The following is a 20,941-nucleotide window of genomic DNA, read 5'->3' on the forward strand; positions in this document are numbered from 1 at the left end:
GCGGCAACAGCGGTGACGGCCGCAGGCCACGAAGCCTGGACACCGGTCAGGCGGGCGGCGCCTCTTCGTCCTCCTCCTTCTCCTTCTCCTTCTCGCTTCCTTCCTCCGCCCGCTGGACGAAGGAGCCCTGCACGTCGGCGGGTTCCTCGTCCTCGTCCTCCGTCGCCGCCCGCTGCACAGCGGGTTGCGGGGCCGCCGACGGTGCCGCTACCGGTGCCGGAGCCGTGTCCGGAGCCGCTTGCGGCGCGGAGGCCGTTTCCGGAGCCGACTCCGGGCCGGGGTCCGCCAGCACCCTGTCGGCATTCGCGACGGCCTCCCGCTCGAACCGGTCGGACGGATCGCTCACCCGGATGCCTCCCGGTGCCTCCGTGCCCTCCACCGGCCCGTTGCGCTGCTGGATGACATGGGTGAGCTCATGGGCCAGCGTGGTCCGGCCCTGCGGCGAGGACGGATCGTACGCGTCGCGCTGGAACACCACGTCATTGCCGACGGTGTAGGCGTGGGCCCCCACGCCCTTCGCCGACTCGTGCGCGGCGGAGTCGGTGTGAACGCGTACGTCGGAGAAGTCCGCGCCCATGCGCCGTTCCATGTCCGTGCGGGTATCGGTGTCCAGGGGCCGCCCCCCGCCGGACGAGATCACGTCGTGCACGGGGGAACGTTCTTCCTCCTCCTGACGCTGGAGTTCCGCGCCCCCGGACTCCTGCCGCTGGAGTCGGTGACGTCGAGGCTCCTGCCGATCGAGTTCCTGACGCTGAAGCAGCGAGCCCACGGCGCCGTTGCCGACCGCTCGCTGGAGCACGCCCATGCCATGGGCCCCGACCACGTCGGTCCGTCCGGTGGCCGCCGCGCGGAAGACGCGCGAGGCGTCGACCGTGTCCGCCCCCTCGGGCGTCCTCGACACGGACGCCGCCTCGTCGTGGTCCTGCCGGAGCGCGTGTCCTTCGTGCTCGGGATCGCGCTCCCCGTCCCATTCCTGTTCCTGTGCGTGCATCGTCATCTCCCCTGCGCCACGTCTCCGCCGCGCCGCACCCGGTCGCGGGCGCGTCGTGCCCGGCCCCACCCTCTCCACCTTCACGACGTGTCACCGCCTCGTCCAGACCGGGACCCGCCGACGAAGGGCACCCGACGCTGCCCCTTCGGGCAGCCATGACGCTCGTACCTCCCCGGCCGACTGCCCGGGGTACGCGAAGCGTGCCGAACGGCCGCATCGACGGGCGGTGCAGTGGCCGGGGCAGGCCATCGTCGGGATGATCGGAGACATGACCGAGAGCAAGAAGGACCGGGCCGACAAGGCCGTCACGGTGCGGATCGCCCAGGACCCCGAGGCCGACGGTCTTCTCGCGCGCAGCCCGCTCGCGGTCCTGGTCGGCATGCTGCTGGACCAGCAGGTGCCGATGGAATGGGCCTTCACCGGTCCGTACACCCTGGCCGTGCGGATGGGCGGGGACGATCTGGACGCCCATGAGATCGCCGCGTACGCCCCGGAGGCGTTCGTCGAACTCTTCACCGCCAAGCCGGCCCTGCACCGCTATCCGGGCTCCATGGCCAAGCGGGTCCAACAGTTGTGCCAGTACCTGGTGGACGAGTACGACGGCGATGCGAGCGCGGTGTGGAGCGATGCCACGACCGGGGCCGAGCTGCTGAAACGGCTGAACGCGCTGCCGGGTTTCGGCGCCCAGAAGGCCCAGATCTGCCTGGCTCTGCTGGGCAAGCGGTTCGGGGTCCGGCCGACGGGCTGGCGGGAGGCGGCCCGACCGTACGGCCAGGAGGGCTCGCACCGGTCGGTCGCCGACATCACCGGCCCCGAATCCCTCGCCGAAGTAAGGGCGTTCAAGCAGCAGGCGAAACAGGCTGCCAGGACCGCGAAGCGCGCGGCCGAGAAGTAGCACTTGAGGAGCCGCCGACAGGAAGCGGCCGGGAATGCGGCCCTCGGGAAGCGGCCGGGAAGCAGCGGCCGCGACGCCGACCGGTCCCACCGTCTCCATCAGACCGGTCCCCCTGTCCACCCGTCAGCTCGCCCACACGGCGTCCCTGTTCGGCCGTCACCGACCCCTGCCCGCCCGACCGCGCCCGGTCCGCTCGGCACACCGCCCTGCTCACCCCGCGCCCCACCCTGTTAGCCCGACACGGCACCCTGTTCGCCCCGCGTCGGCCCAGTTCTGGCGTCCCGTCGTCCCCCGGCGTCAAGTCCGCGCCCGCTCCACCACCCGTTGCCGAACGGACACCCGCGTCCCCATCGCCTCCGGCGCCCGAATCCGCGCCCCGGCCCGTACTGTCGCTGTCGTTCACCACAGCCGCAATTCCGTAATGCCCGCATTTGTGACGCTCTCGCAAGCATCGCAGTCCGGCCCCGTGGCTGCGCCCGGAGGCTCTTGCCCGGTAGGCTTTCCGTGTGATCTTCAAGCGCATCGGAAATGGGCGGCCATATCCCGACCACGGCCGGGAAAGCACCCGGCAGTGGGCGGACGTCGCGCCGCGCCCGGTCCGCCTCGATCAGCTGGTGACCACCAAGGGCAACCTGGACCTCGAAACCCTCCTCGCCGAGGACTCGACGTTCTACGGCGACCTGTTCGCGCACGTCGTGAAGTGGCAGGGCGACCTCTATCTGGAGGACGGACTGCACCGCGCCGTCCGCGCCGCGCTGCAACAGCGCCAGGTGCTGCACGCCCGGGTGCTCGAACTCGGCTGAGACGAGGCACACCCCTCGCGCACGGTCGCAAGCCCCGCGGGCCCGACCGTCGCCGGCTTCGCGGGCTCGTCCGCCACGGCCCCGCGTCCGCCACGGCGTCGTGGCGTCACGTCGTAGTGACGACGCATCGTGGTGGCATCGCGCCGCGGACCCGTCGGGCCCGCCGTCGGCCTCCGGGTGCGTACCGACCACGGCCGGGAGTGTGCCGACAACCTCCGGCTGCATTCGGACGCGTGTCCGCGATCGTTCGGGTGCATTCGCACACGGACGGATGCGATCCATTGATCATTTAGTAGGCATCCCCATCGGGCCGCACTACGCTGCGCCCATGAGCATGCTCACTCCCCCCGGCATGGGCGGAAAGTACCGCATCACGGGCGACAAGTACCCGCGTATGCGCCGCTCCCGGCGTCGCGGAAAACTGATCCTCGCTGCCACCGCCTCCGTGGTCGCCCTCGGGCTGGCCGGATGGGGCACGATGCAGCTCATCGACGTCTTCACGGGCGGCACCGAGAAGGCAGCCGCCGACCACAAGAAGAACTGCCCGTCGGCCGCGCCGTCCGCTCCCGCGAAGGCACTGCCCCCGCCCGCGAAGATCACGGTCAACGTCTACAACGCGACACCGCGCAGCGGCCTCGCCAAGCAGGCGGCCGACGAACTGAAGAAACGCGGGTTCGCCATCGGCAAGGTGGGGAACGCCTCGCCGGAGTACGACAAGAAGGTCGCGGGGGCGGGAGTGCTGCTGGGCGCCCCGTCGGCCGCGAACGGCCCGCTCCGGGTGCTCGGTACCCAGTTGAACGGGGCCGTTCCGAAGACCGACGCCCGCAAGACCGCGGACGTCGATCTGATTCTCGGTACGAAGTTCACCGCGCTCAACACGCCCGGGTCGGCCGCCGCGGCACTCGCCGCCCTGACAAAACCGTCCCCCGCGCCTTCCTGCTGACGGCGGTCGGGCCGCCCGGCCGCCCACACCCGGCATTCCCCGCCCCTCGGCCCGCTCCGGGAACCGAAAGCCGGGAGCCAGGAGCGGGACCGAGCCTCACGAACCGCAACCGAACCGGAATCCGGTCAGGACGGTCACTCAGGTCCTGGGCCCCGCCGTCGACCTGACGTCTGCCGCACCCGGGCACCTGCCGCGCCTACCGCGCCCGGCCTCCGACCGGACGACGGCAGTGCGAGGAAAGGCCCTGGTCAGTCGGCCGATCCATACATCCGGTCGCCCGCGTCGCCGAGGCCCGGGACGATGTAGCCGCTCTCGTTGAGCCGCTCGTCGACCGAGGCCGTGACGACCGTCACCGGCGTACCGGCCAACTCGCGCTCCATCACCTCGACGCCTTCGGGCGCCGCGAGCAGCACGACCGCGGTGACGTCGTCCGCCCCGCGATTGATCAGCTCCTTGATGGCCGCGACGAGCGTGCCGCCCGTCGCCAGCATCGGGTCCAGCACGTACACCTGGCGGCCCGAGAGGTCCTCCGGCATGCGTGTCGCGTACGTGGACGCCAGGAGCGTCTCCTCGTTGCGGATCATGCCCAGGAAGCCCACCTCGGCGGTCGGCAGCAGGCGCACCATGCCGTCGAGCATGCCGAGGCCGGCCCGCAGGATCGGCACGACCAGCGGCCGCGGGTGCGACAGCTTCACGCCGGTCGTCGGTGTGACCGGGGTCTCGATGCCGACCTGCTCCGTGCGCACGTCCCGGGTGGCCTCGTAGGCGAGCAGGGTGACCAGCTCGTCGGCGAGCCGCCGGAAGGTCGGGGAGTCGGTGCGCTTGTCGCGCAGGGTGGTGAGCTTGTGCGCGACCAGTGGATGGTCGACGACGTGGATCCGCATGGGTTCAACAGTAACCGGGCCCGCAGCACGCCTGCGCTGGCATCAACCACACGTTCGGAGGGAAGGTGGGGTGCACACGGACCCAGCCTTGGGGTGATGAGCCGATGCCGGACGCGGAACAGCGCAAGCGCGACCAGCCGAATCCGGGCCGCCCGGACACACAGCGCACGCCGAACGTGCCGAAGGCGCCGGGCGCACCTCCTCGCCGGAACACGAGGTCCACGCAAGAGCCGCAGAAGCCACAGGGATCGCAGAAGCCGCAGGCGTCGCAGGAATCACAGAGGGCACAAGAACCACGCCGGACACGAGCCCGTCAGGACCCCATGCCCCCAGCAGGCCCCGTGGCCCCAGCAAGCGCAGAGGGCGCAGAGGGCCCCGTAAACCCAGCGGAACCCATAGAACCCATAGGCTCTACGCAACAACCGACGGCCGCCTCGGGCCCCGCAGAACCCACGGCCCCCCGGACCCCCGCAACCTCCCCGGCTTCCCTGGCCTCCCCGGATTCCGAGGAGGCCGAGGCCGCGCGTCGCAGGCGCCGCGCCCAGTTCCTGCGTGAGCTCCATGAGGCCAAGGCGCTCCGCGACCGGGTCCAGCCCCGCCGGGCCCGGGCCGCCCGAATGCGCCAGGCCATGAGGATGCGCACCTTCCGCTGGTAGGTCGTACGGCGGTCCCGCGTCCCCCTGGTGGCCCCGTCCAGGAGAACTGATGGCCGACGCAACGGCCGAACCTCCTCTCGCGAAGCACTTGTTTCTGCCACGATTCCGATGGGCGGGACGCAGGACAGCCGGGCCACCGACTGCCCTCCCGCCGGACCGACACCCCTATGACCAGTGGGAGAGTCACGGTGTACTTCGCCGCACTGCTCGCGCGCACCGAAGACGGGTGGGAAGCGAGCGATACGGAACTCGACGATGTGGAGACCCTGTCCGACCTGACGGATCTGGCCCGTGAGGCATCGACGGACGAGGACACGGTGCTCGTCTTCATCGAGCAGGAGGACGCCTGGTTCGGCGTCGTCCGGGTGGACGGTGAGGACGACCCCCGTATCTTCGTCTCGGACGCCACCGCCGCCGCCCGGTCCTCGTACGGGGAGATCCTGCTCACCGACGAACTGCTCGGCCGCGAACCCGGGGCCGACGACACCATTGCCGCCCTCGAAGAACTCGTCGGCCTCGACGGTACGGAGGACGGCGAACCGGACACCACCCCCGACAACGACCACGACGACAACAACGATGACGACGTACTCGACGCCGACGCCGTACCGGCGGGGCCGCTCGGGGACACCACCATCCTGGCCGACCTCGGTCTCCCCGAGGCCGAACTGCTGATGCTCCGCACGGACGCGCTGGGCGAGATCGCGGACGCGCTGGGCGCGGCCGAGGTCCTGGAGACCGTCCGCTAGGGTCCGCGGGTGACCGAACCACCCCGCCCGCAGGGCCCGCCGGAACCGCACCACCCGGCGGAAGAGCCGCACGATCCCGTACGAGACCCATGGCGGGCGCACATGCGCCGCGCCCTGGCCGAGGCCGAGTTGGCGGCGGCGGCCGGCGACGTGCCGGTCGGCGCCGTCGTCCTCGGCCCCGACGGCGCGCTGCTGGCCGTCGGCCACAACGAACGTGAGGCGACGGGCGACCCGACCGCCCACGCCGAGATCCTCGCCCTCCGCCGTGCGGCCACCGCGCTCGGCGAATGGCGCCTGAACGGCTGCACCCTGGTGGTCACCCTGGAGCCGTGCACGATGTGCGCGGGCGCACTGGTGCAGTCCCGTGTGGAGCGGGTGGTCTACGGGGCTCGCGACGAGAAGGCGGGCGCCGCCGGCTCCCTCTGGGACGTCGTCCGCGACCGCCGCCTCAACCACCGCCCGGAAGTCATCCAGGGCGTCCTGGAGCCAGAGTGCGCGGAGCGGCTGACGGCCTTCTTCCGCACCCCCTGAGAACCGATTTCTTTCCACGGCCCGGCATGGTCTAAGCTCTCTCTCGGTAGCGTGTCCGAGCGGCCGAAGGAGCTCGCCTCGAAAGCGAGTGTGGGGAAACTCACCGAGGGTTCAAATCCCTCCGCTACCGCAGATGATTGAAGGGCGGGCCCGAACGGGTCCGCCCTTCATCGCGTTCCTGCCCCGGCTTCCGCCACCTCACCACGGAGCCCTCCGCCATGGCCCGCGCATGCGCGCGGCACGCACAAGGCCCCGCAACGCACACACCGCGCGAGGGAAGAAACAGGTCGGGGGAAGCGGCATCGGGGGGACAAGCCGCTTCCCCCGGTGAGAACGGCCGCTCGGGTCCGCGCGCGGTCTGGGGGAAGCGCGCGGCGGACCTCACAGTGGAGGGCCTGTTCCTCGCCCCTCGGGTTCCTGACTGCTCCCGTGGGGCCACAGCACCCATCCTGCGTCGCGGAAGCGGTTCCGTGGGCCGCCGAAGGGCCTCCATCGGCGGGTCCTTGGTCCTTGAAGGCCGTGTGGGGCACGTCAGAGATCCAGACGGATACGACCATTCGTGCGGATACAATCGCCCGACTGCACAGGGGACCGAAGGGGAGGCGGGGGCTGATGGGGCAAGCGAAGAAGATAGCTCTCTACGCGATAGTCGTCTTCGTGCTGTACACGATCATCACGTCCCCGGCCCGGGCGGCGGACCTCGTGCAGATAGGGTTCGAGGGCGTGTCGAGTGCCGCACAGGGCGTCGGCGACTTCATGTCCGAGCTCGTGAAGTAGGAGTACCCCCATGATCCGCCATCTGGTCCTGTTCAAGCTGAACGACGGCGTCGAGCGGGACGACCCACGGGTCGTCGCCGGGGCCAAGGCATTCCAGGACCTGGGGGGACAGGTTCCGGAGCTGGAGTTCTGGGAGTGCGCCTGGAACATCACCGACCGGCCGATCGCGTACGACTTCGCCATCAACTCCGCCGTCGCCGACGAGGCCGCGCTGAAGCGCTACGTCGAGCATCCGGCCCATCAGGCCGCCGCCGGTCAGTGGCGGGAGTTCGCCACGTGGGTGATCGCCGACTACCCGTTCTGATCCATCCGTTCCGCCTGATCCATACGGTCCCCCGGGCCCCTCGCCACTGCGGCGAGGGGCCTTTCCGGTGTTTAAACCAGATTGAACCCAACACGACGTTATACGGTGCTTGCACACAGTGGGCATGTCTTGTGATGCTATGACCGCTTTTGAAGGATGAGTTGCCCACAGTTGACCGCAAAGGGGTGGCCCCACCGTGCCGGCCAGTACAGCGCCTCAAGTGCCTCCCCAGACCGTCCAGACCGTCCAGACCATCCAGACCGGACGGGCCGCCCAGGCCGCCGCGTCCACCCACTCCACCGGGACCACCCCGAACGCCCGCAGCACACCGGACACCCCCAGCACACCGAGCACACCGAGCGCTCCCCACAGCCAAGCCGCGCAGGCCGTACAGGCGGCGCAGGCGGCCGTCGGGGCCAGACGGTCCGGGCAATCCGACGATACGGCGGCGGCGCCCGCCAGGAGCAGGGGCGCGGACACCAGGGCTCTCACCCAGGTGCTTTTCGGGCAACTCACGGCGCTGGAACCGGGCACGCCGGAGCACAGCCGGGTGCGGGCGGCACTGATCGAGGCGAACCTTCCCCTGGTCCGGTACGCCGCAGCGCGCTTCCGCAGCCGGAACGAGCCGATGGAGGACGTGGTCCAGGTCGGCACGATCGGGCTGATCAACGCCATCGACCGGTTCGACCCCGGGCGCGGAGTGCAGTTCCCGACCTTCGCGATGCCGACCGTCGTCGGCGAGATCAAACGATACTTCCGCGACAACGTGCGCACCGTCCACGTCCCCCGTCGGCTGCACGAACTGTGGGTACAGGTCACCGGCGCCACCGAGGACCTGACGACGGCCCACGGCAGGTCGCCGACCACCGCGGAGATCGCCGAACGGCTGAGGATCTCCGAGGACGAGGTACTGGCCTGCATCGAAGCGGGCCGCTCCTACCACGCGACGTCGCTGGAAGCCGCTCAGGAGGGTGACGGGCTGCCCGGTCTGCTGGACCGGCTCGGATACGAGGACCCGGCCCTCGCGGGGGTCGAGCACCGCGACCTGGTCCGGCATCTGCTCGTACAGCTGCCCGAGCGCGAGCAGCGCATCCTGCTGCTGCGCTACTACAACAACCTCACGCAGTCACAGATCAGCGCCGAGCTGGGCGTCTCACAGATGCACGTGTCAAGGCTTCTGGCCCGTAGCTTCGCCCGTCTCCGATCCGCAAACAGGATCGATGCCTAACCAGAACGGGTAGAACACTCGAAGTCCGGTTCGGGCGGCCCACCCCGCCGACGAACGCTCGCCAACTGGTCAGACGTCACAAAGACTTGTCGATATGTCACTACAGCGTGTTGCCGACATGTGACATTCTGCGGAAACCGAGTTTGCCGTGGCCTCGCCTCCGGTATTCAGGTGGGGGCTGCGTTCCTCCGATGGTCGCGGCTCGACGCGACCGTCCGCGACCTCAAGGGGGTGGCATGTCCGAAGAACAGGGCAGCTCGAAGGTGCTCACGCTCACGAAGGGCGCACCCGCACCTGTTGCGCCCGCTGCACCCGTTGCGCCCGTCAGCTCGCCGGAAGCCATCGACACCCGTACGCTGTCCCGCTCCCTGTTCCTGCGGCTGTCCGCGCTGGCGCCCGGTCCCGACGGAACGGACGGTCCGGAGCGCGCCTACGTGCGGGACACGCTGATCGAGCTCAACCTCCCGCTGGTGCGGTACGCCGCCGCGCGGTTCCGCAGTCGCAACGAGCCGATGGAGGACATCGTCCAGGTCGGCACGATCGGGCTGATCAAGGCAATCGACCGGTTCGACTGCGAACGGGGCGTGGAGTTCCCGACCTTCGCGATGCCGACCGTCGTCGGCGAGATCAAGCGGTTCTTCCGTGACACCTCGTGGTCGGTGCGCGTTCCGCGCCGCCTCCAGGAACTGCGGCTCGCGCTGACCAAGGCCAGCGACGAACTCGCCCAGAAGCTGGACCGTTCGCCGACCGTGCCGGAGCTGGCCAAGGCGCTCGGCGTCTCGGAGGAGGACGTGGTCGACGGTCTGGCCGTCGGCAACGCGTACACCGCGTCCTCGCTGGACTCGCCCTCGCCCGAGGACGACGGCGGCGAGGGCTCGCTCGCCGACCGGCTGGGGTACGAGGACTCGGCGCTGGAGGGCGTCGAGTACCGCGAGTCGCTCAAGCCGCTGCTGGCCAAACTACCGCCGCGCGAACGGCAGATCATCATGCTGCGGTTCTTCGCCAACATGACCCAGTCACAGATCGGCGAGGAGGTCGGCATCTCACAGATGCACGTCTCGCGCCTGCTGACCCGTACGCTCGCCCAGCTCAGGGAAGGGCTCATCGCCGACTGACCGCCATGGCCCGCCGCACCGCGGCACAAGGGTTTCCATTTGACAACCCGTCAGTCACACTGGCGCGATGCGACGTCGGATACTCCACTCGACCGGCCGCCGGGGCACCGTGATCGCCGCCTCGGCGGCCGTGCTGTGTCTGGGCGGTGCGCTGGCCGCCTGCGGTGGCGGAGCGGCGGGCGACGGCTATGTGGCGGTGGGTGCGGCTGGGCCGGAGGCCGGACGCACACCGTCCGGGGCGGTTGCGCCGTCGGGGAAGGTGACGCTGATACCGCTGGACAGGAGCGGCAGCGGGGCCTCGCCGGGCGCCTCAGCCAGTGGGCGCGGTTCCGGGAACGAGGGTTCGAGAGGGGACGGAGGCGACGCCCGGGGGTCTGGGGGCGGCGAAGAAGTCGTAGGCCCCGGAAGCGCTGGGGGCACGAGCGGCGGAGGCGGTGGGACGACGGGCGGCGCCTCCCGTCCGGACGGTTCGGATGGTTCGGGTGGTTCGGATGGTTCGGGTGGTTCGGACGGCACGGGCGGTCCTGGCCCTGGTGGCTCGAACGGTCCGGATGACCCCGGCGGCGGTACGGGCGGTGGGTCCACGGACCCTTCGGCGCCGCCGACCCCCGGCCCGTCCACACCGGGCGGCCCGGCCGTGCTGGTGGTCGGTGCTCCCGAGCGGGCGGCCGCCGAGGAGCGCTGGTGCGAGAAGGTGACCGTGGAGTTCCGGAACACCGGGGGATCGCCGGCCCGCGCGGGTACCGTCACCTTCGCCACCCACATCATCGGCGGGCTGGGGGTCGACTGGGCGACGGTCGAGTCGTCCGCGCCGCTACCGACGCCGATCGACGCGGGAGCGGCGCGGACGAGGACGTACACCGTCTGCGTGGACGCCTGGCGGGTGCCCCTGGGAATGCACGTGGAGACCCGCGGCGTCACCGCCGTACTGAAGTGACGCCACGGCCGTACTCAAGCGACGCCGTGGCCGTACTGAAGCGACGCCATGGACCGGAACGACACCACGGCCCGCAGTGGCGCCACCGCCTGAAGTGACGCCACCGCCTACCGAAGCCGTAACGGGTGAAGACCGAAGCCGTGACGGGTGAAAGGTGGAAGCCGGAGGTTACGAGGTACGAGACGCGAGGGACGGGGGAACCGTCGAGCCGGTCAGCCGAGCGCGAGCCAGGCGACCGCCGCGAGGACGACGAGCACCGCGACGACGGTGACGATCACCCCGGTCTTCGGTCCGGACGGGGCGGCGGCCGGCTGTCGGCGCTGCGGCTCGCCCTCGTCGACGAAGGCGCGGAACATCTGGGTGCTGCCGGCCGGGTCGTGGTTGCCGTTGCCCTCGGGGCCCTGGGGGTTGTGTGCCATGGGGCAGGACCCTAGCGAACTCGCCGTTACGGCCCAACCCCCGGGGCACCGCAGCGAGCTGACGGCGGACGGTGTGGCGCGAGGTGCCCCGCGGCGGCCCCCGGAACACACGGCACAACCCACCCCGGAACGGACACCGTCCGCCCCCAGTCCGCCACAGCAGACGGAAGGCGGTCACGACCCCCGGCGCGAAACGGTCGCGATACCGGGTGGACACGTTCACGGCTCCGACGGAGAACGCTCGCGCCTTCGACGGAGAACGGTCGCGGCCCCGGTGGAAATCGGTCGCGACCCCGGTGGGTCCCCGTCCTGACCGTGACACCCGACCGCGGCAGGAGACACACCCGTTCCGAGGAGCCACACCCGTTCCGAGGAGCCACACCCGTTCCGAGCGGCACTCCGCACGCCGGGGCCTTGACCGCTGCTCTACGCAGCCTTTTGCGTTCCTTTACTTCTGCAAGCCCCCTTTCATTTGCCTGCAGCAACCAACGGCTTCTATGGTGATGGTTGCCCTAAGCAACAAGATGCACCGGTGGAATCGCCTGGGGGTCCCATGGCCGCACGGAGTCAGTACGAAGAACTGGCCCGGCATCTGAGCGCGGTCGGGGCCGTCAGACGAGGTGTCGCACGCGTCCTCCCCGCCGAATGCCCGTCCGGTTCCGCCGCCGTACTCGCACTGCTCAGGCAGCACGGCGAGATGCGGATCAGCAGACTGGCCGAGCTACTGGACGTCGACATGTCTGTGACGAGCAGGCATGTCGCCCATGTAGCGGAGCACGGCTGGATCGAACGGTCCTCGGACCCGACGGACAAGCGGTCCCGCATCCTGCGGCTGACCCCGGCCGGACGCGACCTGCTCGGTGACATGAACCGCCGTGTCACCGAGATGTTCGCCCACAACCTCTCCGACTGGTCGGCCGAGGAGGTCGGCCAGCTCAACCGGCTCCTGGCCCGGCTGCGCGACAGCTTCGCCTGCCGCGGTTTCGGTGAATGCGTCCCCGGAACGCACAGCGGCGAGTGCCGTTCGCGGCCTTCCGACGACGACACCGCCGCGCACACCCGTACACCCGTGTAACAGAAGCAAAGACAAAGGAACTCTATGGCTACGACCACACCGACCGGTGTGCGGGGCGGCCACGCCAAGCACGGGGGGTCCCCCGATCCCTCGTCCGGCGCGCCGATGACTCACCGGCAGATCATGGAGGCACTGGCCGGGCTGATGCTCGGCATGTTTGTCGCGATCCTGTCGTCGACGGTCGTCTCCAACGCCCTGCCGCAGATCATCTCCGACCTCGGCGGCGGCCAGAGCGCCTACACCTGGGTCGTCACGGCCTCGCTGCTGGCGACGACCGCCACCACCCCCCTGTGGGGCAAGCTCGCGGACCTCTTCAGCAAGAAGCTGCTGGTCCAGGCGTCCCTCATCATCTACGTCGCGGGCTCGGTCGTCGCCGGTCTCTCGACCAGCAGCGGCATGCTGATCGCCTGCCGCGTCGTCCAGGGCATAGGCGCCGGCGGTCTCTCCGCCCTCGTGCAGATCGTGATGGCGACGATGATCGCCCCCCGTGAGCGCGGTCGCTACAGCGGATACATCGGTGCGGTGTTCGCCGTCGCCACCGTCGGTGGTCCGCTGCTCGGCGGTGTCATCACCGACACCAGCTGGATGGGCTGGCGCTGGTGCTTCTACGTCGGTGTGCCGTTCGCCGTCATCGCGCTGATCGTGCTCCAGAAGACGCTGAAGCTCCCGGTCGTGAAGCGTGAGGTCAAGGTGGACTGGGCGGGCGCGTTCCTCATCAGCGCCGCCGTGTCACTGCTGCTGCTCTGGGTGACCTTCGCGGGCGACAAGTACGACTGGCTCTCCTGGCAGACCGCCGTGATGGTCCTCGGTTCCCTCGCGCTCGCCGTGATCTTCGTCGTCGTCGAGACCCGGGCCGCCGAGCCGATCATCCCGCTGCGCCTCTTCCGTAACCGCACCATCACGCTGGCCTCGCTGGCCTCGCTGTTCGTCGGTATCGCGATGTTCGCGGGCACCGTGTTCTTCAGCCAGTACTTCCAGCTGGCGCGCGGCAAGTCGCCGACGATGTCCGGTCTCATGACGATCCCGATGATCGCCGGCCTGTTCATCTCCTCGACGGTCTCCGGCCAGGTCATCACCAGGACCGGCCGCTGGAAAGCATGGCTGGTCAGCGGTGGCGCCCTGGTCACCGCGGGCCTCGGGCTGCTGGGCACCATCCGCTACGACACGGCGTACTGGCACATCGCGCTCTACATGGCGGTGATGGGCCTCGGCATCGGCATGATGATGCAGAACCTGGTGCTCGCCACGCAGAACCAGGTCGCCCCGTCCGACCTCGGTTCGGCCAGTTCCGTCGTCACCTTCTTCCGGTCCCTCGGCGGTGCGGTCGGTGTCTCGGCGCTGGGCGCCGTGCTGGGCACCCGTGTCACCCACTACGTCAATGACGGCCTCAAGGCGCTCGGCCCCGAGGGTGCCGCTCTGGGCCACGGCGGTACGGGCGGGGGAATCCCCGACCTGGACAAGCTGCCCGCGCCGTTCCGCGAGGTCATGGAGAGCGCCTACGGGCACGGTGTCGCCGATGTCTTCCTGTACGCCGCGCCGGCCGCGCTGGCCGCCTTCCTGATCACGATCTTCATCAAGGAGGTCACGCTGAAGACGAACGCCGCCAAGGCCGCACCGGTCACGGACGGGAACCCTGCCGTCGAACAGGCCGGTGGCGCCGAGCACCCCGGTGCCGCCGAGCGCACCGACGCCCCGGTTCCGGTCCCTGCCACGGGCGTCGCTGTCGCGACCACGCCCACGAACGCGGCCCAGGCCGCTCCCGACCCGACCGCAGCCACGGACGCCACCCTGGCGACTCCGGTCGCCTCCGTTCAGGGCACGGTCGTGCACGGCGTGGTGCGTGGTGCGGAAGGTGCGCCCGTCGCCCGGGCCGCCGTCACGCTGATCTCGCTCGTCGGCCGCCAACTGGGGCGCGCCGCGGCCCAGGCCGACGGCAGCTACGCGCTGGACGCGCCGGGCACCGGCAGCTACGTGCTGATCGCGTCCGCCGACGGCTTCCACCCGCAGGCGTCGACCGTGGTCGTCGGTGACGAGCCGCTGTCGTACGACATCCTGCTCTCCGGCACGAGCGGCCTCACCGGAACCGTCCGGGCCGCCGGGACCGCGGCGCCGGTCGAGGGCGCCGTGGTCGTCGTCACCGATGTGCGCGGCGACGTGCTGGCGACCGGCAGCTCCGGGGGGACCGGCGAGTTCGCCTTCGGCGAGCTGGTCCCCGGTCCGGTGACCGTCGCGGTGAACGCCGCCGGGTTCCGTCCGCTGGCCCTGCCGGTGGAGATCGGTGGCCAGGGCGTCACCCGGATCGAGGCTGCGCTGCAGTCCGGCGCCCTGGTGCGCGGTGTCGTACGGGCCGGTTCCGCCCGGCGTCCGCTGGCCGACGCCCGGGTCACCCTGGTCGACGCGGCGGGCAACGTGGTCGCCACGTCGACGACCGGGGAGGACGGGGTGTACGCCTTCACCGACCTGGACGCGGGCGAGTACACGGTCGTCGCGACCGGCTACCCGCCGGTGGCCGGCGCGCTGACCGTGACGGGTCCCGGCGTCGACGGCCACGACGTCGAACTCGCCCACCACGGCGAGTGAGGAGGCCCGGCGGCGGCCCGCGACAGCGCGGGACCTGCCGCCGGATCTCTCACCGCAGACCCCTGGCGGGTCGGCGTCCCGAGCGGAGACGCTGTACCGGCCGGTGGAAATGGGCCCCGGTGGCGGGGACGGCAGGCAGGGGACGGCCGGCCGGTCCCGCCCCGGGGCCCGACTCATTGAGTCACCGACTCATTGAGTCACTGGTTCACTGAGTCACCGGCTCACCGAGTCACCGGCTCACCGAGTCCGAGTCACTCGCCAGGTCCGAGTCGCTGGGTCGGGGTCGCCGGGGCCGGGTCACAGGGTCCGATTCGGTGAGTCCGAGTCGGTGAGTCCGAGTCGGTGAGTCCGAGTCGGTGACTCACCGAGTCCTTGAGCAAGGAGAGAGAACGGGATGGGACTTCGCGCACAGGTACGGACGCGGGACGGCTGGGCGGTCCAACACGCGGTCGTGACGGTCACCGACATGACCGGCGCGCAGGTGCTGCGGGCCACCGCCGACGAGGACGGGAGGGTGCGGACGGACACCCCCCTGTCGGCCGGCGCGTACACGGTGATCGTCACCGCGGTCGGGTACGCCCCGGCCGCCTCCACCGCGCTCGTCACGGCGAGCGGGCGCGTCGAGGCCGGCACGGTGGTGCTGGCTCGGCAGGGCGGAGTGGAGCTGCCGCCGCCGGGCGCCTGGTCGCTGGACCCTGCGCACTGCTCGGTCGCCGCGGTCGCGCAGCACCTGGGCATCTCCAGCGTGCGGGGCCGGTTCACCGAATTCAGCGGCCGCATCGAGATCGCGGACGAGGTCCACCGGTCCCGGGTCGACGCCGTCATCACCGCGGCCAGCATCGACACCGGCAACCACATGCGGGACAAGCACCTGCGCTCGCCCGACTTCCTGGACGCGGACCGCTTCCCGGAGATCACCTACCGCTCCAACGGAACGACCCCGTCGGGACCCGACCGCTGGACCGTCCATGGCGTGCTGTCCATGCGCGGCATCGACCGGCCGGTCGATCTGGACCTGAGCTACCTCGGAACGGGACCCGACCCGTGGGGCGGGGTGCGCGCGGCGTTCAGCGCCACGGCGGAGCTGCGGCGCGACGACTTCGCCATGAACTACAACCAGGTGCTGCAGGCAGGCATCTCGGCAATCGGTACGACGCTGCGGGTGGAACTCGACATCCAGGCCGTGCAGGGCGAGTCGCTGCCGTCGTAGCCGACGGGCGGGACAGGAGCCGATGGGCGGGACAGGACAAGAGAAAACGGGGCGGGAGGGGGCCTTCACCATCCCGCACCGACCGAGGACCGGCCCCACTGCTCACGGCCCTGTCCCGCCTCTCGTCCGTCCGCCTCTCGTCCCCTCGTCCGCCGCGTCTCCTCGTTCTCTCGCTGCCCCGGGCCCCGGCCTGCCGCTACTGCTCGCGAGCCTGCTCGCGGCCCCTCTCGCGGGCCTGTGCCCGGATCGCCTCGATGCCGGCGATCAGCAGGTCCAGGGCGTAGGTGAAGTCCCGGTCGCGCATCTCCTCGACCGTGTCACCGCCGCGGGCGTCCGCCATCTTCTCCGAGGACTCGAGCATCTCGTCGAACCCCGGCTGGCCGCGGACCGCACTCATGGACTGCTGGTAGTACTCCTCCTGGGTCAGTCCCGCGTTCGCGCTGCGCTGTGCGAAGTGGCCCTCGACGGTGCCGAATCCGTACACGAACTGGAAGACCGCGGAGAGCGCCCCCGCCTGGCGTTCCAGCGGCAGGCCGGTCGCCCGGATCACGTCCAGGACGGCGTTCGACATCGCCCTCGCCTGCGGGCCGATGTTGAGGAAGTGCCCGGCGAGGTGCGAGACCCAGACGTGACGGACGATCAACTCCCGGTACTGCTCGGCGAGTCCACGCAACCGGTCGTGCCAGTGCGTGTCCTCGCGCGGGGGGCTGATCTCGCTGTGGACGGAGTCGAGGGCCAGTTCCAGCAGATCGTCCTTGTTGTCCACGTACCAGTAGAGGGACATGGCGGTGACACCCAGCTCGGCGGCGAGGCGGCGCATGGAGAACTTGTCGAGCCCCTCGGCGTCCAGCAGCCGCACCGAGGCCGCGACGATCCTTTCCCGGTCGAGACCGGTCGGCTGGTCCGTTCTGCGGGTGCGCGACGGTGGCCGCTGCTCCAGCCACACGCTGGTCCTGGCGGGGTCCTTCACACGGTCGGCCGTGGACACCATGGCGCACTCTCCTCGTCTTGCCGGCGGGGCGGAACCGGTCCCGTACGCGTGCACCCGCGCGAACGATGGACGCGCGAAGCGAACGTGTACGCGCGAAGCGGATGCGTACACGAAGCGGATGCGTACGGTCCGATGCGCCCCGCCACCGATGCTATGCCGCCGCCCCGGCCTCGACGGACTCCGTCCGGAGGGACTCCGCCCGCTCCGCACGGCGCAGGAGCGCCGCGGCCAGCAGGCCACCGGCCAGCACCGCCACCGCTCCGGCCAGCTGACTGGTCTCCAGGCCCGAGGCGAAGGCGTCGGTGATCCGTGCCCGTTCACCGGCGTCGGGGGCCGCGGCGAGCGCGACGGGCAGCGAGGCGGCGCCCACCGCAGCGGGCACGAGTGACGCGAAGCGCGAGTTGAGCACCGCGCCGAGGACGGCGACGCCCAGACCGTTGCCGAATTCGGCGAGCGTGCCGTTGACCCCGGCGCCCACGCCTGCCTTCTCCGGCGGAATGGCGCTCATGATCGCGTTGGCCATGGCAGGCATGGCGAGCGCGATGCCCGCGCCCATCACGACCAGGCCGAGCAGCATGCCGCCGTAGCCCTCGCCGCCGAGCAGAGCGACCGAGGCGAGCCCGGCGGCCAGCAGAGTCATCCCGGCCACGATGGTGAGGGGCGTGCCCAGCTTGGGCACCATCCTGGCACCCAGTCCGAAGAGGTTGAGGACGACGACGCTCAGCGCCAGCGGAGCGGTGCGCAGACCGGCCTCCAGGGGCCCGTAGCCGAGGACGAACTGAAGCTGCTGGGTGAGCAGGAAGAGCGAGCCCCCCATCCCGAAGGCGACGAGGATCGAGCCACCGACGGCCCCGACGAACTTCTGGTTGCGGAAGAAGTGCATGTCCAGCATCGGGTACGGAATGCGCAGCTCCCACAGCACGAACCCGGCGAGGACGACGACTCCGACGACGGCGGTCAGCAGGACCGGGCCGGACGTCCAGCCGTGTTCCGGCCCGGAGATGATCGCGTACACGACGGACGCCATGCCGATCGTGGAGAGCAGCGCGCCGAGCAGGTCGGGGCGGTCGCCGGCGGCGTTTTTGGACTCCGGTACGAGCCGGGCCACGGCGACCAGGCCGAGGACGGCGACGGGGATGTTGATCAGGAAGATCGCGCCCCACCAGAAGTGGTCGAGCATCACCCCGCCGATCAGCGGACCGATGGCGAAGCCGAGCGAGTTGACGGTCGCCCAGATACCGATCGCCCTGACCCGCTCGCTCTCGTCGAAGATCTGTACGACGACGGCGAGGGTCGTGGTCATCAGCAGCGCGCCGCCGATGCCCATGCCCGCCCGCGCGGCGATCAGCTGTGCGGACGACTGCGCCAGTCCGGCCGCCAGCGAGCCGATACCGAACACGGCGAGCCCGATGATCAGCATCTTCTTTCGGCCGTAGCGGTCGGCGGAGCTGCCCGCCGTGAGCAGCAGGCCCGACTGGACGAGCGAATAGGCGTTGATCATCCACTGCACATCGGCGGTGGACGCGTCCAGCTCCCGGGTGAGGGAGGGGATCGCGACGTTGAGGACGGTGTTGTCGAGCAGCACGGTGAGCTGGGCGAGGCAGATGACGCCGAGGATCAGCCAGCGCTGCGGATGACTGGGCGGCGAGAGGTGGTTCTGCTCGGCGGCGGTCGCCGTCATGCGGACTCCAGGTGCCTTATACGGTGTACGAGCAATCGTCGTACACCGTATAACTCTCCTCTTACGGCGTACAGGTCATTTGAGCAGTGTCGACTTTGGAGTGGTGTCGACGCGAACGACGCCAAGCCCCCGCACCGGGAATCGGTGAACGGGGGCCAGTGATACGGCATCGGGGGCCGAGGATCCGGCCCCGCGGGACGTGGCCCGCCCACCGCGCGGCGACGGACCCCTACTCGCCCGGCTTGATGAGGTACCCCGCCCCGCGCCGGGTGTGGATCATCCGTGAGCGGCCGACGTCGATCTTCTTGCGCAGGTACGAGATGTACAGCTCGACGACGTTCGCCTGCCCGCCGAAGTCGTAGTTCCATACGCGGTCGAGGATCTGAGCCTTGCTCAGCACCCGTCGCGGGTTGCGCATCAGGAAGCGCAGCAGCTCGAACTCGGTGGCCGTGAGGTGGATGGACGTGCCGCCCCGGCTCACCTCCCGGCTGTCCTCGTCGAGGACCAGATCGCCGACGACGAGCGACGAGTCGGCGCGTACGGCCGCCGCCGCACCGGAACGCCGGATCAGCCCGCGCAACCGGGCCACGACCTCCTCCAGACCGAACGGCTTGATGACGAAGTCGTCGCCACCGGCGGTGAGCCCGGCGATCCGGTCCCCCACCGCGTCGCGCGCCGTCAGGAACAGCACGGGCACCCCGGACAGCTCCTGCCGCAGCCCGCCGAGCACGGCGGATCCGTCCGCACCCGGCAGCGTCACGTCGAGGATCACCACATCGGGCCGGAAGTCCCGCGCCATCCGCACGGCCCCGGCCGCATCGCCGGCGCTGCGCACCTCCCAGCCCTCGTAGCGCAACGCCATGGAGAGCAGTTCGGTGAGCGCCGCCTCGTCGTCCACGACGAGTACGCGGACAGGGGTGCGGTCGGCCCTCGGCGCTTCGGAGCGTTCCGGGGACAGTTCGGTACGGCCCAGGGGCGAGGTCGTCGTCGTCATGCCTCAACCCTGTGAGGCTCCTCTGAGAGGCTTCTTTCCCCAATCTGTGAATTTTCTGAGAAAACGCGTCCTCCCGCACGGCGCACTTCGCACACGGCGGCTCCCCCGCAACACGCCACGCACTGCCTGCGTGTCCGTCCGCGCGCCTCACACCCCTGCGAACAGCGCCCTCGCGTTCCCGTAGCAGACCGCCCGCAGCCAGTCGTCGCCCAGCTCCAGCCGTTCCAGCGCGTGCAGTTGGTGCACGTACGGATACGGGATGTTCGGGAAGTCCGTCCCCAGCAGGATCCGGTCCCCGAGCGCCGCGAGCCGCCCACGTTCCGCCGCCGGGAACGGACTCAGGTCCCGCGTGAAGTCCGTGAACGCCATCGTCGTGTCGAGCCGCACCTCCGGGTACGTCTCGGCCAGCGCCAGGAACTCGGTGTACTCCGGCATCCCCATGTGCGCCACGACCAGCCGCAGCCGCGGGTGCCGGGCGAGGAGCCGGGCGACCGGCGCGGGCCCGGTGTGCCGGCCGGGCGCCGGTCCGGAGCCGCAGTGGGTCACCACCGGGGTCCCCGCCTCGGCGAGCAGCCCCCACACCGGATCCAGCAACGGGTCGCCGGGGTCATACGCACCGACCTGTACATGCGCCTTGAAGACCCTGGCCCCCGCCTCCACCGCCTCGCGCACGTACCCTTCCACGCCCTCCTCCGGGAAGAAGGTCGCGGTGTGCAGACAGTCCGGCACCCGGCCCGCGAAACCGGCCGCCCACTCGTTCAGCCACGCGGCCATCCCCGCCTTGTGCGGGTAGAGCATCGAGGTGAACTGCCGCACGCCGAACGAGCGCAGCAGCGCGAGTCGTTCGTCCTCCTCGTGCCGGTACGCGATCGGCCACTCCATGCCCGTCAGCGGGCCGGCCGAGTCGAAGTACGCCCAGACCTTGCGCAGCACCCGCTCCGGCATGAAGTGGGTGTGCACATCGATGATCCCGGGCAGCCCCAGCCGTTCCCAGAACCGGACGACGTCGTCGGCGTGACCTTTCACAGCACGCTCCTTCCTTCCGTGCGGAACCGCACGGACTCGTGCGGCGCCGCCCGGACTCGTATGGCCGCACGCTCGTGTGGACCGTGCGGACCCGTCTCGTATGGACCCGTGCGGACCCGTCTCGTATGGACCCGTGCGGACCCGTCCGGTCC

At 70.5% G+C, this 20,941-nt stretch carries 21 protein-coding genes and 1 tRNA gene; 15 read left to right on the forward strand and 7 right to left on the reverse strand.

The features are described 5' to 3' along the window. Positions 1–46 precede the first annotated feature (46 nt). Positions 47–997 (reverse strand): DUF4157 domain-containing protein, encoded by a 951-nt coding sequence (locus ACGF2V_RS00465; RefSeq protein ID WP_362705810.1) that lies wholly within the window; start codon positions 995–997, stop codon positions 47–49. A 250-nt stretch (positions 998–1,247) separates the two neighbouring features. Between ACGF2V_RS00465 and ACGF2V_RS00470 the strand changes: the two genes are divergently transcribed. The 3 genes from ACGF2V_RS00470 to ACGF2V_RS00480 all read left to right on the forward strand — a co-directional run bounded on the left by ACGF2V_RS00470 (position 1,248) and on the right by ACGF2V_RS00480 (position 3,632). Next, the gene (locus ACGF2V_RS00470; RefSeq protein WP_389046798.1) at positions 1,248–1,886 is read left to right on the forward strand and encodes an HhH-GPD-type base excision DNA repair protein; all 639 of its coding nucleotides are present in this window, start codon (positions 1,248–1,250) and stop codon (positions 1,884–1,886) included. Positions 1,887–2,392: 506 nt separating this feature from the next. After that, complete coding sequence (locus ACGF2V_RS00475; protein ID WP_072488263.1) at positions 2,393–2,689, forward strand: type II toxin-antitoxin system VapB family antitoxin; 297 nt, start codon at positions 2,393–2,395, stop codon at positions 2,687–2,689. A 352-nt stretch (positions 2,690–3,041) separates the two neighbouring features. Continuing rightward, positions 3,042–3,632, forward strand: a complete 591-nt coding sequence (locus ACGF2V_RS00480) for a LytR C-terminal domain-containing protein (protein ID WP_362705900.1) — start codon at positions 3,042–3,044, stop codon at positions 3,630–3,632. A 248-nt stretch (positions 3,633–3,880) separates the two neighbouring features. Here ACGF2V_RS00480 and upp read toward each other — a convergent pair whose 3' ends face one another. Next, the gene (upp, locus tag ACGF2V_RS00485; RefSeq protein ID WP_362619813.1) at positions 3,881–4,516 is read right to left on the reverse strand and encodes a uracil phosphoribosyltransferase; all 636 of its coding nucleotides are present in this window, start codon (positions 4,514–4,516) and stop codon (positions 3,881–3,883) included. A gap of 404 nt (positions 4,517–4,920) precedes the next feature. Here upp and ACGF2V_RS00490 point away from each other — a divergent pair, with 404 nt between their 5' ends. From ACGF2V_RS00490 to ACGF2V_RS00530, 9 genes are all read left to right on the forward strand, one after another. Next, positions 4,921–5,172: a hypothetical protein gene (locus ACGF2V_RS00490; RefSeq protein ID WP_362705897.1), complete on the forward strand. Its 252-nt coding sequence runs from the start codon at positions 4,921–4,923 to the stop codon at positions 5,170–5,172. Between the two features lie 188 nt (positions 5,173–5,360). Beyond that, entirely contained in the window at positions 5,361–5,921 is a 561-nt protein-coding gene (locus ACGF2V_RS00495; protein ID WP_362619937.1) for a hypothetical protein, read from the forward strand. Between the two features lie 102 nt (positions 5,922–6,023). Further along, on the forward strand, positions 6,024–6,452 hold the full coding sequence (gene tadA, locus ACGF2V_RS00500) for a tRNA adenosine(34) deaminase TadA (protein WP_362619936.1): 429 nt from the start codon (positions 6,024–6,026) through the stop codon (positions 6,450–6,452). A gap of 45 nt (positions 6,453–6,497) precedes the next feature. Beyond that, positions 6,498–6,582 (forward strand) — tRNA-Ser (locus ACGF2V_RS00505). A 482-nt stretch (positions 6,583–7,064) separates the two neighbouring features. Beyond that, on the forward strand, positions 7,065–7,229 hold the full coding sequence (locus ACGF2V_RS00510; RefSeq protein WP_362619811.1) for a hypothetical protein: 165 nt from the start codon (positions 7,065–7,067) through the stop codon (positions 7,227–7,229). 10 nt (positions 7,230–7,239) lie between these two features. Further along, on the forward strand, positions 7,240–7,533 hold the full coding sequence (locus tag ACGF2V_RS00515; RefSeq protein WP_362705808.1) for a Dabb family protein: 294 nt from the start codon (positions 7,240–7,242) through the stop codon (positions 7,531–7,533). Between the two features lie 196 nt (positions 7,534–7,729). Next, the gene (locus ACGF2V_RS00520; RefSeq protein ID WP_392910223.1) at positions 7,730–8,761 is read left to right on the forward strand and encodes an RNA polymerase sigma factor SigF; all 1,032 of its coding nucleotides are present in this window, start codon (positions 7,730–7,732) and stop codon (positions 8,759–8,761) included. Between the two features lie 236 nt (positions 8,762–8,997). After that, the gene (locus tag ACGF2V_RS00525; protein WP_362619807.1) at positions 8,998–9,876 is read left to right on the forward strand and encodes an RNA polymerase sigma factor SigF; all 879 of its coding nucleotides are present in this window, start codon (positions 8,998–9,000) and stop codon (positions 9,874–9,876) included. Between the two features lie 637 nt (positions 9,877–10,513). Beyond that, positions 10,514–10,813, forward strand: a complete 300-nt coding sequence (locus ACGF2V_RS00530) for a hypothetical protein (RefSeq protein ID WP_362619805.1) — start codon at positions 10,514–10,516, stop codon at positions 10,811–10,813. A 212-nt stretch (positions 10,814–11,025) separates the two neighbouring features. Here the strand turns inward: ACGF2V_RS00530 and ACGF2V_RS00535 are convergent, their stop codons facing one another. After that, positions 11,026–11,232 carry a hypothetical protein gene (locus tag ACGF2V_RS00535; RefSeq protein ID WP_362619804.1) on the reverse strand — a complete coding sequence of 69 codons (207 nt, stop codon included), beginning with the start codon at positions 11,230–11,232 and terminating at the stop codon, positions 11,026–11,028. A 553-nt stretch (positions 11,233–11,785) separates the two neighbouring features. Between ACGF2V_RS00535 and ACGF2V_RS00540 the strand changes: the two genes are divergently transcribed. From ACGF2V_RS00540 to ACGF2V_RS00550, 3 genes are all read left to right on the forward strand, one after another. After that, positions 11,786–12,307, forward strand: coding sequence for a MarR family transcriptional regulator (locus ACGF2V_RS00540; RefSeq protein WP_362619802.1), 522 nt, complete (start codon positions 11,786–11,788; stop codon positions 12,305–12,307). Positions 12,308–12,331: 24 nt separating this feature from the next. Next, entirely contained in the window at positions 12,332–14,887 is a 2,556-nt protein-coding gene (locus ACGF2V_RS00545; protein WP_362705803.1) for a DHA2 family efflux MFS transporter permease subunit, read from the forward strand. Between the two features lie 394 nt (positions 14,888–15,281). Beyond that, positions 15,282–16,097, forward strand: a complete 816-nt coding sequence (locus ACGF2V_RS00550) for a YceI family protein (RefSeq protein ID WP_362619800.1) — start codon at positions 15,282–15,284, stop codon at positions 16,095–16,097. Between the two features lie 196 nt (positions 16,098–16,293). On the opposite strand, the gene ACGF2V_RS00555 is transcribed toward ACGF2V_RS00550, so the two are convergent. The 4 genes from ACGF2V_RS00555 to ACGF2V_RS00570 all read right to left on the reverse strand — a co-directional run bounded on the left by ACGF2V_RS00555 (position 16,294) and on the right by ACGF2V_RS00570 (position 20,789). Next, the gene (locus ACGF2V_RS00555; RefSeq protein ID WP_362705801.1) at positions 16,294–17,088 is read right to left on the reverse strand and encodes a TetR/AcrR family transcriptional regulator C-terminal domain-containing protein; all 795 of its coding nucleotides are present in this window, start codon (positions 17,086–17,088) and stop codon (positions 16,294–16,296) included. A 151-nt stretch (positions 17,089–17,239) separates the two neighbouring features. Then, a complete protein-coding gene (locus tag ACGF2V_RS00560) occupies positions 17,240–18,769 on the reverse strand; it encodes an MFS transporter (protein WP_362619798.1) in 1,530 nt (509 codons plus the stop codon). A gap of 229 nt (positions 18,770–18,998) precedes the next feature. Further along, on the reverse strand, positions 18,999–19,763 hold the full coding sequence (locus ACGF2V_RS00565; protein WP_362619796.1) for a response regulator transcription factor: 765 nt from the start codon (positions 19,761–19,763) through the stop codon (positions 18,999–19,001). Between the two features lie 147 nt (positions 19,764–19,910). Beyond that, positions 19,911–20,789, reverse strand: a complete 879-nt coding sequence (locus ACGF2V_RS00570) for an amidohydrolase family protein (RefSeq protein WP_362705798.1) — start codon at positions 20,787–20,789, stop codon at positions 19,911–19,913. Between the last annotated feature and the right edge of the window lie 152 nt (positions 20,790–20,941).

The organism is Streptomyces sp. NPDC047982 (assembly GCF_043204165.1).
Taxonomy (GTDB): Bacteria; Actinomycetota; Actinomycetes; order Streptomycetales; family Streptomycetaceae; genus Streptomyces.